This is a genomic window from Schaalia odontolytica, from assembly GCF_005696695.1.
Taxonomy (GTDB): domain Bacteria; phylum Actinomycetota; class Actinomycetes; order Actinomycetales; family Actinomycetaceae; genus Pauljensenia; species Pauljensenia odontolytica_C.
Genome location: NZ_CP040006.1, coordinates 2,345,726 through 2,360,133 on the forward strand (window position 1 = coordinate 2,345,726; position 14,408 = coordinate 2,360,133).

Here is a 14,408-nt window from a genome sequence, read left to right on the forward strand (position 1 = left end):
CCCACTCCCCCGCCACCCACGAAAGGGGAGGCGGGGGATGAAGGAGAGTCGGCCTCGTGAATGAGGGGTCACAGCGTTGCGCGCAGGTTGCGGCGACGTCCGATCGCACCCACCCACACGCAGGCCGCGCCCGTGAGCGCCCACGTCAGGGAGACGACGGTCAGCGGGATGGTGTCGGCGCCGGTGGTGGCCAGGGAGAGGTCGCAGTCCTTGCCGGACGCGGTGCGGCCGACGACCTGGGAGACCATGGGTCGCCCGTTGGGGCCGGTCGCGCCGGTAGCCGTGAGGTCGCCGCCCGAGCCGAAGCCGCTGCCCGCGAGCGCCGCGCCGTTGGGGGTGACGCGCATGGTGATGGTCAGCGTGTAGGTGCCGGGCGCGGTGAACACCCAGTTCTGGTGGGCGTGCGTATTGGCGCCGAGCGTGTAGCCGGTGCCCGGGCCGTCGAAGACGTGCTCGCCGACGCCGGAGCCGAGCGCGCCCGCGTTGAAGACGGCGACGCGTCCGGGGCCCTCAACGGCGTCGAGGGTGAACTGGACGGGGCCGGTCGTGCCGGTGACGATCTCTTCGCGCTGGGAGTTCAGGCCCAGCCACGGCACGCCCGCAATCTGGGTGGAGGGGATCAGCCAGACGCTCGAGCCGGGGGTGGCAACGAAGCCGAGGTCAGCGGGCGCGGTGATGCGCGCGGCGTCACCGAGGGCGAAGGTCAGGGACGAGGGGTCGACCCACTGGGCGGGCTGGCTGCGGTCGTCCTTGACGCGGGCGACGAGGGTGCCGTTTTCGATGGCGGGGCCCAGGTCGAAGTGGCCGTCGGTCGCGTTACCGGAGGCGCCGTCGCCGACGCTCACGGTCAGCGTGGTGCGCGCGGTGTTCGCGGGGGCGTTGTTCGAGGCCAGGGTGGCGGCCTCGGCCTCTGTGGCCTCGCGGGTGATGCGGGTGGCGACGCAGCGCTCACCGCCGGTCGTGCCGGATGTGGTGCGGGCGCCCGAGGAGAGGGCGGGGTTCGCGCCGGTCGTCGTGCCGGTGGTGCCGGTCGTTCCCGAGGTCGCGGCGGGGGCCGGGGCACTGGGGGTTCCCGTGGCACCGCCCTCGCCCTGGTCCTGGGCGGCCTGGTTGTTCGTGGAGCTCACGGAGCCGGGGCCCACGCCGGGGGCGGGGGCGGGCTGCGCCTGGTCGGTCGAGGGGGCCGATCCGGACTCGGCGAGGCACGAGGCCTCGTCGGCGACGTCGATCGTGTACGTGTGGGCCGCGGACTGGGCGTTGGCGGCGCCGGTGTTCCCGGGGGTCCACGCGCTGGCCTGGACGGTCAGCGTGTAGCGGCCGGCACGCGTGAAGAGCCAGTTGACGTGCTTGTGGGCGGCGTAGGGCTGGTCGATGTCGTCGCCCTCGGGGGCCAGGTCGAAGCTGCCGTCATTGGTGACCGCCTTGGTGCCCTCGGTGAAGCTGGAGGTGAAGGCGTAGATGCGGCCGTTGGCGGGACCCGTGTAGGAGATGTGGAAGCGCGCGGCGTCGTAGCCGCCGGCCGTGACGCCCAGGGTGTCCCAGCCGGGCCACAGGACGGTGGCCTGGTTGTCGCCGGACTGGCCAAGCAGGTACGCGGCGGCGGGAGCGCCGGTCGCCTGGCTGACGGAGGCGGGGATCTGGGTGAGGGTGGACTTGTTGACGGCCAGCAGCGTCTGTTCGGGCTCGCGCATGACGCCGGAACCCGTCGCGTCCTCCTTGATGCGCAGGGAGAGTGCGCCGGAGGCATCGGAGGTCAGGTCGAAGATGTCGGCGTGGCCGCGGTCCAGGGTGGCCGTGGTGCCGGCGGGGGCGGTGCGCATGACTGCGCAGGCGGAAGCGTCGGCCTCGGACGAGGCCGTTGCTGCGTTCGCGGTGTCGGCCTCGGCGGTGGTGGCCTCCTCTGTCGTTACCGCGTCCGTGGTGTCGGCGGTGGCCTCGTCGGCGGCGTGTGCCGCTCCGGGCACGAGGAAGGAGGTGGCCGCGAGGGCCATTGCAGCGAAAGCCCGGGCAGCTGCGCGGCCCGGGTTCCGGTACTTCGTGGGGTTCATGAGGGGGTCCTCTAGGTGCTTCGCACGTGTATATGAATGAGAATCGTTATCATTCTATGCCCGTGGCCCACGCCGCGCAAAGTTCTAGCGCCCGAAACCGTCGATAGCGACCCAAATACTGATGGAGCACCGCTCCCCCACCTCAATAGATGTCGTCATGCCCCTCGGAGGCCAGGGCCACACACAGGCATTTCATGAACCTGCACGAAACAGCATCAAGATTCCCGAATTTTTGTGATCTGTAGACGAGCAGAGCCGACACAACAGACGAATTGTGACGGCGTGCGCACGTTTGCGCAGGTGGTGTGCACGTAGCCACTTTGCTTTGCAATTGCTTGGTTTTTGATGCGATCTAAATTACTGGCCGAACGGTTGATTGAGCTTTTTGGGAGGGATAAACTATAACCATCAAGCGCCTGACAGAGCTGCCAAGCTGGTCTGGCGCTTTTCTTGTTTGAAACGCAGGGTCGCGCCGACGCTACCCGCGTTGGCACTCCTCGTTACAGACCGGGTGATCCTCGGCCTCGTCAAGCAGGGAATCAATACACAATACGATCCCACAAGGAGTTCACTCATGTTCTCGACCATCGACGTCATGGTTGCCCAGGCCCACATCGATCAGCTCAACGAGCTCGCCGACACCAAGCACCTGGTGAAGGCCGACCGCCACTGAGCGAATTCCGGCCACGCCGGAGTTCCACGCAAGTCCGCAGACCCGCAGGGGCTGCGGACTTTTTGCATACCGCCGCATGCACGCAGCACCGCTCCCCCACTTCTCCCTCGGCCAACGCACCACGGGGGTACGCCCATGTAGAGGACACCACGAGGTCCACCTGCGTCGCGGACCCTCGGCGCGGTACCGGTGGGCGCGACAGTTACATGGGTGGAAAATGCCCTGTCTTTTGGGTGGAAAATGTATACCAAGATTGGTGGAAAATGTATAATTCTCTACATATTTGCTGATCATAGGAGGTTCAGATGCAAGCTGTACGTCCGGACAACTACCGCCCTCGAGCAATCGACCGGCGTATCGACCAACTGCTGCGATCCTTCGGCGCTGTTGAAATCGCCGGGCCCAAATGGTGTGGAAAGACCTGGACCTCACTTGCACATGCTGGCAGCGCTGACTTGCTCACTGACCCATCGACGCTATTAGCCGCTCAGTCCTCCCCCGAACTTGTCCTCTCTGGCGAGCGCCCACACCTCATTGACGAGTGGCAGGAGGTGCCTCAGATCTGGGATATGGTTCGTTCTCGTATCGATTCGTCCGCGGGTGAACGAGGACAGTTCATCCTCACAGGTTCATCCGCACCACACGATATTGAAACAATCAGGCACAGCGGCGCAGGGCGCATTGCTCGCGTTCACATGCGGCCAATGACCTCATACGAGGCCGGAGCGACTCCCGGAGGCGTAAGCCTCCGCGATCTTTTTGACGGCAAGGGAATCACTTCGCAACGATGCGAAAGCTCTATCGAAAGCGTTGCGCGTTGGTGTTGCCGAGGAGGATGGCCGTCGATTCTTGATCTCGATGACGAAGATGCGTTGGAAACTCCGGCACAGTACCTACGCAACCTCATTGAGGTAAACATGCCTCAACTGCGCCGATCTCCAGACACTACACGGTCACTGTTACGCGCTCTCAGTATGAATCTTGCGCAAGCTCCGACAATGAGCACCCTGGCAAAGGATATGGGCAGCGAAGGTGAAGAAAAGTCGCGTCACACGATTAGGGCCTACCTCGACGACCTCCGCGCAATGTACCTACTCGAAGATGTGCCCGGATGGGAACCCGCAGCTCGAGGAAAGAAACGAGTTCGTATCAAGCCCAAGCGCTACTTCGTCGATCCCTCGCTACCTGCAGCCATGCTCGGTCTATCCCCCAGCAAGCTGCTGCGCGATACTCAGACTCTCGGCGGATTGTTTGAAACTCTCGTCTGCCGTGATCTCCTCACGTTCACCGACACACTTCCTGGTGTCGGAAACTCCATCGCCTACTACCGTGACGACAAAGGTCTCGAGGTTGACTTCATCATCGAACTCGCTGACGGCCGCTGGGGCGCGTTCGAGGTCAAACTATCGTCGATGGGTATTACCGAGCGCGCCGTGGAACGCCTTCGGAGGTTTCATGCGCTCATGACCGGTAACCCTATGGCCCGGACTTCCGAGCCCGCTTTTCTTGGTTTCATCGTGGGTCATGGAGAGTTCGCGTACCAACGCGACGACGGTCTGTTTGTACTCCCTTATGCGTGTATCGAGCCCTAATGTTTCACGTGAAACATCTGCCCAACCACCGGCCCCGTTACCCCGTATGGCCAGGAAAGTGGCACACTTGACCTATACGGTTCTATGTACCTTCATGCAAAGGATGGCATGCCTTGACTCAGCCTTCGACCAACGGCGGCACCCCGGCCTCGCCCGGGCGCACGCCCGCGCAGGGAAACCGCCTCGACCCCTGGTACGACGTCTACGCAGACCGCGCACACAACCTGCGCGCATCCGAGATTCGAGCTCTGTTCTCCGTCGTGTCGCGCCCCGAGGTCGTCTCCCTCGCAGGCGGCATGCCGAACCTGAAGGACCTGCCCCTCGATAGGCTCGCGGCGTCCGCGGAGAAGCTCATCCGCAACCACGGCGCGCAGGCCATGCAGTACGGCAGCGGCCAGGGCTGGGAGGTGCTGCGCGAGCGCATCACCGAGGTCATGGCATATGACGGCATCGTCGGCGCTGACCCAGACGACGTCGTGGTGACGACGGGCAGCCAGCAGGCACTCGACCTCGTCACGGAACTCTTCGTGAACCCCGGCGACGTCATCCTCGCCGAGGCCCCCTCCTACGTCGGCGCTCTGGGCGTGTTCCGCGCGCGCCAGGCGGACATCGTGCACGTTCCCATGGATGAGAACGGCATCATTCCCGAGGCCCTGGTGGAGACGATCCGCGACGTGCGCGCCTCGGGCCGCACGATCAAGTTCATCTACATCATTCCGAACTACCACAACCCCGCGGGCGTGACGCTGTCCGCCGAACGCCGCCCGATCATCGCCGAGATCTGCCTGCGCGAGCACGTTCTGATCGTCGAGGACAACCCCTACGGCCTGCTCGGCTTCCACAACGATCCACTGCCGGCCATCGCCTCGTACAGCCCCGAGGGCGTCGTCTACCTGGGTTCGTTCTCGAAGATGTTCGCACCCGGCTTCCGCATCGGCTGGGCGTACGCGCCGCACGCGATCCGCGCGAAGCTGGTCCTGGCCCTCGAATCCGCGATCCTGTGCCCGTCGATGGTGGGCCAGATGGCGATCGCCGACTACCTGAGCAACTACGACTGGTACGGCCAGGTGAAGTCCTTCCGCTCGATGTACGCGGAGCGCTGCCGCGCGATGCTGACCTCGCTCGAGGAGTACATGCCGTCGTGCACGTGGACCGTGCCGGACGGCGGCTTCTACACGTGGGTGACCCTGCCCGAGGGCCTCGACGCGAAGGCCATGCTGCCGCGCGCGGTGCGCGCCCAGGTCGCGTACGTGTCGGGCACAGCGTTCTTCTACGACGGTTCGGGCTCCAACCACCTGCGCCTGTCCTTCTGCTACCCCACTCCCGAGGAGATCCGCGAGGGCGTGCGCCGCCTCTCGACGGTCGTCAACGCGGAGAAGGAAATCGTCGACATGTTCGGTACGGCTTCGGGCAACGAGGCCGGGGCCGGGTCCGATCGCTAAGAGTTACCTGAGGAGACACCCCCATGGCTACCAAAGTTCTGATCATCGCCGGCGGTCTGACGCACGAGCGTGACGTCTCTGTTCGTTCGGGCCGTCGCGTCGCGAATATCCTGACGCAGTTCGGCTACGAGGTGCGTATTTCCGACGTCGACGCGTCACTTGCGGAGGCTATCGAAACCTTCTCTCCCGACGTTGTATGGCCGCTCGTGCACGGCTCGATCGGCGAGGATGGCTCCCTCCAGTCCTTCCTGGAGTCGGTGGGAATCCCCTTTGTGGGCTCGTCGTCGGTGCAGGCCATGCTCGCCTCGAACAAACCCACAGCGAAGGCTCTGCTGGGCTCTGCGGGCCTCGCGACACCCGGCTGGGTGACGCTTCCGCAGGCGATTTTCCGCCAGCTGGGTGCCTCTCACGTGCTCTCCGCGCTCGAGGGTTCGGTGTCCTTCCCCGTCGTCATCAAGCCGACGGACGGCGGCTCCGCGCTCGGCATTTCGACCGCTCTGGACGCTAAGGCCCTGCGCCGTGCGATGGTGGACGCCTTCGCATACGGACAGCGGCTGATGGTCGAGCAGCGCATCAACGGCCGAGACGTGGCCGTTTCCGTCGTCGATCTGTGGGATGGACCCGTGGCCCTTCCCCCGGTCGAGGTGTCGACGGACCGTGGCCGCTATGACTACGACGCCCGCTACACCACCGATGAGACCGAGTACTTCGTGCCCGCACGCCTTTCCGACGAGATTCTCGCGGACCTCCAGGCCGCGGCCGTCGAGGCCCATACGACGCTGGGTCTACGCGATCTGTCCCGCATGGACTTCGTGGTCGACGACGAGGGCACCTGCTGGTTCATCGACGCAAACGTCGCGCCCGGCATGACGGACACGTCGCTCCTCCCCCAGGCCGCCGACGCGCTCGAGGACTCCTCCTTCGCGCAGCTGTGCGCCGACATTGTGGACTTCGTGGCCGGTGGCCGCGACGTGCACAGCGTCGACTACGTCATCGACGAGGAAGGCACCGGCGTCATCATTTCAGAGGACGCCGAGGCGACCGAGGAGTAATCGCTCATTCAACGCGCTGTGGGCCCGGGAGGATGATCCTTCCGGGCCCACATGTTTCACGTGAAACATCGTCCACTACGAATTCGCGCACTCCGACTGGCGACAGTCACACGCGATGAAAGTTGCTCACGAGGCAACAGCATTGCTCGAACCGAGCAAAATTTCGTTCTCTGTACGCCTCTGTGTCGTTTTCGCGGTCCGGAACGAAACAGAGTTTCGCTGACACAGAGCGTCTCAGAAAAGGACTCCGAGCTCCTTCAGACGCGTTTCTGCGTCCTCAACACCCTGCCAGACGATGCCCTGCACACCAAGGAGTTCGGCCGCGCGGACGTTCTCGCGACGGTCATCGATGAAGACGACATCCTCGTGAGGTACGTCGAGGCGCACGAGAACGTCACGGTAGATACCGCGGGACGGCTTGCAGATACCGTAGTCGCACGAGAAGGCGAAGAAATCGAAAAGGCTCCCCCACTCGGAGCGACGAATCGCCTTAGCAATGGGATACGGTGCGTTGGATAGAATACCGAGGCGTACTGCCTGTCGCCGCAGACGGCGCACAAGATCGAGAGCTTCTTCGTTTGCCGTTGCCATGCGCGACGCGTCGAGCGCGACAAGTTCCTTCAACAGAGCACTGGAAGGCTCGGGCTGACCGCAATCTCCGGCGATACGGTCCCAAAATTCACGGTCGGACATCCCAGCGTCATACTCGCCGCGATGGGTCCACATCGCCTGATCGACGAGAGTCGTGAGACCTCGCGAACCATCGCCGAACAACTCAGCGATAGCGTGCGGGTCCGGGTGAGCATCCACGAGGACACCTCCGACATCGAAAAGCACGGTGCGCGAACTGCCTTGAGCGTTCATGCCTTTCGCTCCTTCTGGTACTGCGAGGGCCCGACGACGGACCCTTTAGAGGTAGTTTAAGCGTTAATTCATCCGAAGATTAGCTCAGGAAATGTCGCGTACGGAACATACTGCGCGTGATCTGCGAAAAGAACTATGAAGTTAGATCAGTGGAGAATAAGGTCTGCAATTCGCTGAAGATCCTCGGATCCTGCGAATTCGATGACGATCCGACCCTTCTTACGTCCCTCAGTGATGGTCACGCGCGTATCGTACGCGTCGGACAGCGCCGATACGACGCTCTCCCCCAGCTGCGACAGAGGACGCTGCTGGCGTGCGCGCGGACGCGGGGTTGCCTTCGCCTTGCCGAGGCGAACGATCTCTTCGGTAGTACGCACGGAGAGACCCTCGGCGACGATACGCTCGGCCAGTCGTTCCATCTCTTCGGGCGTCGACAGAGACAGCAGCGCACGGGCGTGGCCGGCGGTGATGACCTGAGCGGCGACCTTCTTCTGAACGGACGGCGGGAGCTTGAGGAGGCGCAGGGTGTTCGCAATCTGCGGGCGCGAGCGGGCGATTCGCTTGGCGAGCTCTTCCTGAGTCGCGCCGAAATCCGCCATGAGCTGCTGGTATGCGCTCGCTTCTTCCAACGGGTTGAGCTGGGCCCGGTGGAGGTTTTCCAGGAGCGCGTCGCGGAGCAAGTCCCCGTCTTCGGTCTCCCGGATGATTGCCGGAATCGTGGTTTCGCCTGCGAGCTCTGAGGCGCGCAGGCGGCGCTCACCCATGATCAGTTCGTAGCGTGCTTCGGGCTTCTCGGCGAGGAACTCGGTGAGCTTCTCGGAGCGGCCCTTCGTGGGGATACTACGAACGACGACGGGCTGGAGAACGCCGACCTCCTTGATCGAGGCCGACAGTTCCTTCAGATCATCCTCATCAAAGACCTCTCGAGGCTGCTTCGTGTTGGGGACGATCTGATCGATCGCAATTTCAGCAAAGGATGCACCGGGCACCGGAAGAAGCTCGTGATCAACGGATGTTTCACGTGAAACATTCTGTTCTTCGCGCTTGTCTGCTTCGTTGACGGAAGCGTCTTTCGCGGGCACACGAGTCGCCTTCTGGCGGGAATCTGAGCCATTGATTCCAGCGCCGAGACCGCTGCGAGAGCCAGCGCCTCGACGTCCACCAGCCGCCTCAACGGACGGCATGGTCGGACGCTTCTTCTTCGACGAGGCAGTGCCACGCTTGGGCTGCAAAAGATCCTTCGCAGAACCTCCACGCTTACCGGCGGAGCTACCTTCGGGGAAGAACACGTCCAGGGGACGGGAGGGCGCGGAGGGTGCATTATGCGGCGTCTGCTCACTAGCCTGAGGAATGAGAGCGCCAAGACCACGGCCGAGGCCAGTGTGCTTGCGAGCGCCCTTACGGCCCTCAGACTTCGGTGCTGCATCCGCCATTGCAATACTCCTTCAATTGCGTCGGTTCATTGTTTCACGTGAAACAATGGCATGCGCTCAGCTAGTAAGCGTCTTTGATCACTTTGTTGCACCAATGCTCACGCACGGTGACTAATACGTGCCGACCTGCGGAAACATGCGGAAAACTCCGAATGTTTCACGTGAAACAATCACTCTTCAGAGGCTGCGACGCGCTGGCACAGCTCCAACGCGGCCTTCCGATACGCGATTGCGCCCACGTTACGGGGATCGTACGTGACGACAGTCTGACCGTAGCTCGGCGCCTCGGAAATGCGCACAGAACGCGGGATGACGGTCTCAAAAGTGTGGTCCGGGAAGTGCGAGCGAACCTCGCTCTCAACCTCCTCGGAAAGCTTCGTGCGCTTGTCCGCCATGGTGAGCAACATGCCGGAGACACGCAGGCCAGGGTTAAGATCCACGCCGATCCGTTCGACGGTGTTCCACAGCTGGCTGAGGCCCTCCAGGGCGTAATACTCGGCCTGAATCGGGATCATGACCTCGTCCGCGGCGACCATGACATTCAGCGTCACGAGGCCGAGGGAAGGCGGGCAGTCGATGAGCACGATATCAATGTCGGCATGCTCAGAAACATACTCACGCAGGGCCTCGCGCAGCCGGTATTCACGGCGCTCAACGTCGACGAGCTCGATTTCCGCGCCGGAGAGGTCGATCGTGGCCGGGCACACGACAATACCATCGATGTCGGGGCACGGCTGCACGACGTCTGCAACGCTGGCCCCGCCGATGATGACGTCATAGGTTGACGGGGTTCCGGCGGGGTGCGGCACGCCGAGCGCGCTCGAGGCATTTCCCTGGGCGTCCGCGTCGACGACGAGGACAGACAAGCCGCCCATCGCGAGGCCGGCCGCGAGGTTAACAGCCGATGTCGTCTTACCGACGCCACCCTTCTGGTTCGCGACGGCGATGATGCGCGTGTGCTGAGGGCGCGGGAACGTTGCGCGTTCGAGCATGGCCAGATCGCGCATGTTGCGCTCGATCTGATTCGACAAAGGGGTGTTGTTGGTACTCACGTGACACCTTCCTAGATACTGCCCCTAGTTTACGGGCAGACGCACACACTTCCAGCACGAAAAGCCCGGGATGCATCCAGGCGCACACAATCTCCATGCACCGCCGTACAACAAAGAAAATTTCGTTCTGTAGGATCGATTCTCCCAGCGAAGAGCCGAAACGTGACAAACCGTCAATCGACAGAATCGATCTGACACAACACCACACCGATGTGGCCTGCGTCACTATATGAGAGGAGCGCCGCAGTAAACGCCACGACGCTCCTCTCCCCCACTGGGGACGCGTTACTTAATGCGCGTGCAGACGACCACGTACGTGGACTCGTCCTCCATGATGGAGGGCACCTCGTGGATCTCAGCGCGCAGGTGGTGACGGCGCAGCTCCGCCGAGGCCTCGTCCACCTCGATGGGCGCGCGGCGACCCTTGAGGGCCACGAGCGAGCCACCGGGGGCGATCAGCTTCGAGGTCATGCGCACGAGCTTGCTCATGTTCGCCACGGCGCGGGCAGTGACGACGTCAGCCTTGCCCTTGCCGCGCAGCTCCTCGGCGCGCGCCTGGTGAATGGTGACGTTGTCGAGACCCAGGTCCTCCACGACGTCCATGAGCCACTCGACGCGGCGCGCCATGGGCTCAGCCAGGTGCACGTCGAGCTCGGGGCGGCAGGCGGCGATCACGATGCCGGGCAAGCCGGATCCGGAGCCGACATCGAGGACCTGACGGCCATCCTTACGGGGCATGAAGTCCAGGACGGCAGCGGAGTTGACGATGTGGCGCGACCAGATGCGCTCCATGTCGCGCGGGCCGAGGAGGCCGCGAATCTCGCCTTCCTCCTCGAGCATGCGTGCGTATTCGGCGACCTCCGCGAAGGCCGGTCCGAAGAAGTCGCGGACGGCCTGCGTGGGCTCTTCTGGGACGAAGGGGTCGCCGACCTGGCGACCCCTTCCCGTCCCGTTCGGGTTCTCACTCACCGTCGGTGTCCTCGGGGAGGATCACCACGCGGCGGTGGGGCTCGGCGCCCTCGGACTCAGAGGTGAGGCCCTCGTCGGCGACCACGTCGTGGCACACCTTGCGCTCAAACGGGTTCATGGCGTCGAGCTTGACGGCCTCGCCGGTGGCGCGCACGCGGGCGATCGCCTCGCGGGTGATGTCCTGCAGCTCTTCCTTGCGCTCGGCGCGGAAGCCGGCGATGTCGAGCATGAGGCGCGAGCGCTCGCCTGTCTCGGTCTGGACGGCCAGACGGGTCAGCTCCTGGAGGGCGTCCAGGACCTCGCCGTCGTCGCCCACGAGGCGGTCGAGGGCGTCGGGGTCGTCGGCGACAATCTCGACCGAGGCGCGGCCGTTTTCGACGTCGATCTCGATGTCGCCGTCGAGGTCGGCGATGTCAAGCAGCTCTTCCAGGTAGTCGGCGGCGATTTCGCCTTCTTCTTCGAGGCGGGTCAGCTTGTCTGCGTTGTCGTCACTCATGACGTGTCCTCCGTAGTGGGGAATGGGGTCTTGCTGGTGTCCAGGTTACCGGCTGGGGGCCTGGAACCGTGAATCTATGGTGGTCAGCGCTTGTTGCCGCGGCGGCGGGCCTTGCGGCGCTCGATGCGGCGACGCTCAATCTCCTCGGCGCTCAGCGAGCCGTGGCCGGAGGTCGACTCGCCGGCCTCGGCCGCATCCTTCGACGAGGCCTTGGCGGACTCACGCTCGAGGGCACGGCGGTCGCGGACCTGCTTCTGGAGCTCGGCGCGCTGGGCGGAAGCTTCCTGCTTGGCCAGGCGCTTCTCGACGGCCAGGGTGAGGCCGTGCATCCACTGCTCGTCGGGCAGGGTCGTCCACTTCTGGGTGGCCAGGTTGCGGTAGACAGTGATGATTTCGCCGGCGCTCATGGAGGCCGGGAAGTCGGAGGCAACGCGCTGCTTCTTGGCCTTGGAGCGCAGCTCGGCGAGGGTGCGCTCGTTGAGCTCGTCGATACGCGGGTCGGAGCCGGCAACACCGAGGGCGGCGCGCTCACGGTCGTAGTTCTGGAAGAAGGGCTTGGCCCATTCCTGGTAGGCAGACTCGCGCGAGGACAGCAGGTCGGCGTAGGCCGGAGAGCCGGGGGTCGGCATGACCTTGATGGTCCAGAGGGACTGGGCGAGAGCCCAGAAGGAGGCGGTCACGGTGTAGATGACGACGCCCATCTGGAAGAACGCGCCGGAGAAGATGAACATCAGCGGCATCACGTACATCATGGAGCGCTGCGACTGAGCCATCGGGTTGTCGCCCATGTCGGGCATGTTGCGCGAGAAGGACAGTCGCATGGAGACGAACTGCAGGACCACCATGAGGACGATCGCGGCAATGAAGACGGCGACGATCGCGGGCTGGCCCCAGGACTCGCGCAGGGTGTGGGAGAGCGGAACACCGAAGACGGTGGAGTTGACGATCTCGGTGGACACGGACTCGGTCAGCGGGCCGAGGTGGTCGGTGGCATCGCCGCGGTAGGTGTAGGTGCCGGCGGAGATGGAGGAAACCGCGATGATGGCTCGGTACATGCCGAACAGGACGGGCATCTGCACGAGCATGGGCAGGCAGGAGGCGAAGGGCGAGACCTTGTGCTTGCGCTGGAGGGCCTGGGTCTCTTCCATCATCTTCTGACGGCTGACCTGGTCCTTCTTGCCCTTGTACTTCTCCTGGATCTTACGCATCTCAGGCTGGATGGCCTGCATGGCTCGCGAGGAGCGGATCTGCTTGAGGAACAGCGGGATGATGGCGATACGCACCAGGATGGTGAGCAGCACGATGGACAGGACCCACGCCATGCCCGAGCCGGAGGACATTCCGAGCAGCACGAGGAGGTCGTGGATCCAGACCCACACGTAGGAGATCGCCCACGCGAAGGGGTGGAGGATTGCGTCGAACATAGTTTTCGCTTTCGCCGTGGCGCGGGAGCGCCGCTGTTTCGTTGTTCCTTAGAGTCCCGAGGCCGTGTCCGGCTCGGTCAGGTCGTGCTCCGGGTCGAGTCCCATGGGGTCGGGGCGGACCCAGTTGTCGTGCCCAGCCCAATCCTCGGGTGGGACCCATGGGTCGGGCTTCCAGCGTCCACGCTCTGGTACGTGGTCCACTCCCCCGTGGCTCCAGGGGTTGCATCTGAGCAACCGCCAAGCCGCGAGGATGAGTCCCTTGATGGGTCCGTGGACGCGAATGGCCTGGAGAGCGTATGTGGAGCAGCTGGGTGCGTATCGACACCGGGGGCCGAGGGCCGGGGAGATGTAGCGCTGGTAGGCGACGATGGGTGCGGACACGAGAGCGCGAAGCGCTCGGCCCGCCATGTTCATCGTGCGTCCCACTTACGCCACGCTCGCGCCATCACGCGGTCGAGGTGTTCGCCGAGTTCCTTGGAGGGGACGCCGAGAGCCTTACTTGAGGCCCTCACGACGACCCGGGATCCTTCGGGGAGGTCGGCAATCCGTTCGCGCATGAGGTGGCGCAGCTGCCGCTTGACGCGATTGCGTCCGTTGGCGCGCTTAATTTCCCGCTTGGGTACGACGAAACCGACGAGGCGACTGTTGCGTTCCTCGTCGGCTCGGACGTGGACGACGACCAGCGGATCCCCTGCTCGCGTTCCCTGTCGGATCGCGGCGGTGAAGTCCGCTGGGTCAACCATGCGGTGCGCGCGCGGCAGCACCGGGGTGTCTCAGGCGGACAGCTTGGCGCGGCCCTTGCGGCGGCGGGCAGCCAGAATGGCGCGGCCGGCGCGGGTCGACATGCGCAGACGGAAGCCGTGCGTCTTGGAACGACGACGGTTGTTGGGCTGGTAGGTCCGCTTGGTGGTCACGGCAATTCTCCTCGGCGGGGAGTGGTTTCCCACTCGGTATCGGTTGGGCTATCGACACGTAAGCACGCGCGATAGCGGGGACGCACGCCCGAAATGGGCGCAAACAAAGACCAAGACTAAGCGGATTGGGGCCACACGTCAACGCGGCAGCGTTACCCACCGCGTCACACACAGTATCCACAACTGTGCAAATCGCTGTGGATCTCATCCGTCCACAGAGGGTGGACGACGACAGTTATCCACAGGCTGTGCGTATTTTTGCTTTCCGCACGCTGCTGCGGACCCAAAGTTGTAACTACAAAGCTGTGATTCTGTGATAGTTCTCCACAGCTTCATCCCCAGTCTGTGCATAACATGTGCGCGGACTACACTGCGACAATGTACGAGCGTCACGCACATCACCGAGAAGTCGTGACCGAACTCACCAGTATTTGTGACCGGAGGTTGCC

13 protein-coding genes are annotated in these 14,408 nt (G+C 63.9%); 3 read left to right on the forward strand and 10 right to left on the reverse strand.

The annotated features are described in order from the left end of the window. Positions 1 to 68: 68 nt before the first annotated feature. Entirely contained in the window at positions 69 to 2,048 is a 1,980-nt protein-coding gene (locus FBF35_RS10380; protein WP_060566046.1) for a TIGR03773 family transporter-associated surface protein, read from the reverse strand. 978 nt (positions 2,049 to 3,026) lie between these two features. Between FBF35_RS10380 and FBF35_RS10750 the strand changes: the two genes are divergently transcribed. The 3 genes from FBF35_RS10750 to FBF35_RS10400 all read left to right on the forward strand — a co-directional run bounded on the left by FBF35_RS10750 (position 3,027) and on the right by FBF35_RS10400 (position 6,807). Next, positions 3,027 to 4,313 carry an ATP-binding protein gene (locus FBF35_RS10750; protein ID WP_060566048.1) on the forward strand — a complete coding sequence of 429 codons (1,287 nt, stop codon included), beginning with the start codon at positions 3,027 to 3,029 and terminating at the stop codon, positions 4,311 to 4,313. 113 nt (positions 4,314 to 4,426) lie between these two features. Next, positions 4,427 to 5,755 (forward strand): PLP-dependent aminotransferase family protein, encoded by a 1,329-nt coding sequence (locus tag FBF35_RS10395; protein WP_060566049.1) that lies wholly within the window; start codon positions 4,427 to 4,429, stop codon positions 5,753 to 5,755. A gap of 23 nt (positions 5,756 to 5,778) precedes the next feature. Then, positions 5,779 to 6,807, forward strand: a complete 1,029-nt coding sequence (locus tag FBF35_RS10400; protein WP_060566050.1) for a D-alanine--D-alanine ligase — start codon at positions 5,779 to 5,781, stop codon at positions 6,805 to 6,807. Positions 6,808 to 7,041: 234 nt separating this feature from the next. Here the strand turns inward: FBF35_RS10400 and FBF35_RS10405 are convergent, their stop codons facing one another. The 9 genes from FBF35_RS10405 to rpmH form a co-directional block, all read right to left on the reverse strand. Beyond that, positions 7,042 to 7,671: an HAD family hydrolase gene (locus tag FBF35_RS10405; RefSeq protein WP_060566051.1), complete on the reverse strand. Its 630-nt coding sequence runs from the start codon at positions 7,669 to 7,671 to the stop codon at positions 7,042 to 7,044. A 146-nt stretch (positions 7,672 to 7,817) separates the two neighbouring features. Further along, positions 7,818 to 9,104, reverse strand: coding sequence for a ParB/RepB/Spo0J family partition protein (locus tag FBF35_RS10410; RefSeq protein WP_060566052.1), 1,287 nt, complete (start codon positions 9,102 to 9,104; stop codon positions 7,818 to 7,820). A gap of 170 nt (positions 9,105 to 9,274) precedes the next feature. Continuing rightward, a complete protein-coding gene (locus FBF35_RS10415) occupies positions 9,275 to 10,156 on the reverse strand; it encodes a ParA family protein (RefSeq protein WP_277813756.1) in 882 nt (293 codons plus the stop codon). Between the two features lie 285 nt (positions 10,157 to 10,441). Then, positions 10,442 to 11,125, reverse strand: coding sequence for a 16S rRNA (guanine(527)-N(7))-methyltransferase RsmG (rsmG, locus tag FBF35_RS10420; RefSeq protein ID WP_034465145.1), 684 nt, complete (start codon positions 11,123 to 11,125; stop codon positions 10,442 to 10,444). Then, positions 11,118 to 11,621: a protein jag gene (locus tag FBF35_RS10425; protein WP_003791364.1), complete on the reverse strand. Its 504-nt coding sequence runs from the start codon at positions 11,619 to 11,621 to the stop codon at positions 11,118 to 11,120. The genes rsmG and FBF35_RS10425 overlap by 8 nt, the downstream gene beginning before the upstream one ends. 83 nt (positions 11,622 to 11,704) lie before the next feature. Beyond that, entirely contained in the window at positions 11,705 to 13,045 is a 1,341-nt protein-coding gene (gene yidC, locus FBF35_RS10430; RefSeq protein ID WP_060566053.1) for a membrane protein insertase YidC, read from the reverse strand. Positions 13,046 to 13,093: 48 nt separating this feature from the next. After that, positions 13,094 to 13,459, reverse strand: coding sequence for a membrane protein insertion efficiency factor YidD (yidD, locus tag FBF35_RS10435; protein WP_060566054.1), 366 nt, complete (start codon positions 13,457 to 13,459; stop codon positions 13,094 to 13,096). Then, positions 13,456 to 13,809 carry a ribonuclease P protein component gene (gene rnpA, locus FBF35_RS10440; protein ID WP_060566055.1) on the reverse strand — a complete coding sequence of 118 codons (354 nt, stop codon included), beginning with the start codon at positions 13,807 to 13,809 and terminating at the stop codon, positions 13,456 to 13,458. The genes yidD and rnpA overlap by 4 nt, the downstream gene beginning before the upstream one ends. A 9-nt stretch (positions 13,810 to 13,818) precedes the next feature. Further along, positions 13,819 to 13,959, reverse strand: coding sequence for a 50S ribosomal protein L34 (gene rpmH, locus FBF35_RS10445; protein WP_009212821.1), 141 nt, complete (start codon positions 13,957 to 13,959; stop codon positions 13,819 to 13,821). Positions 13,960 to 14,408: the final 449 nt, after the last annotated feature.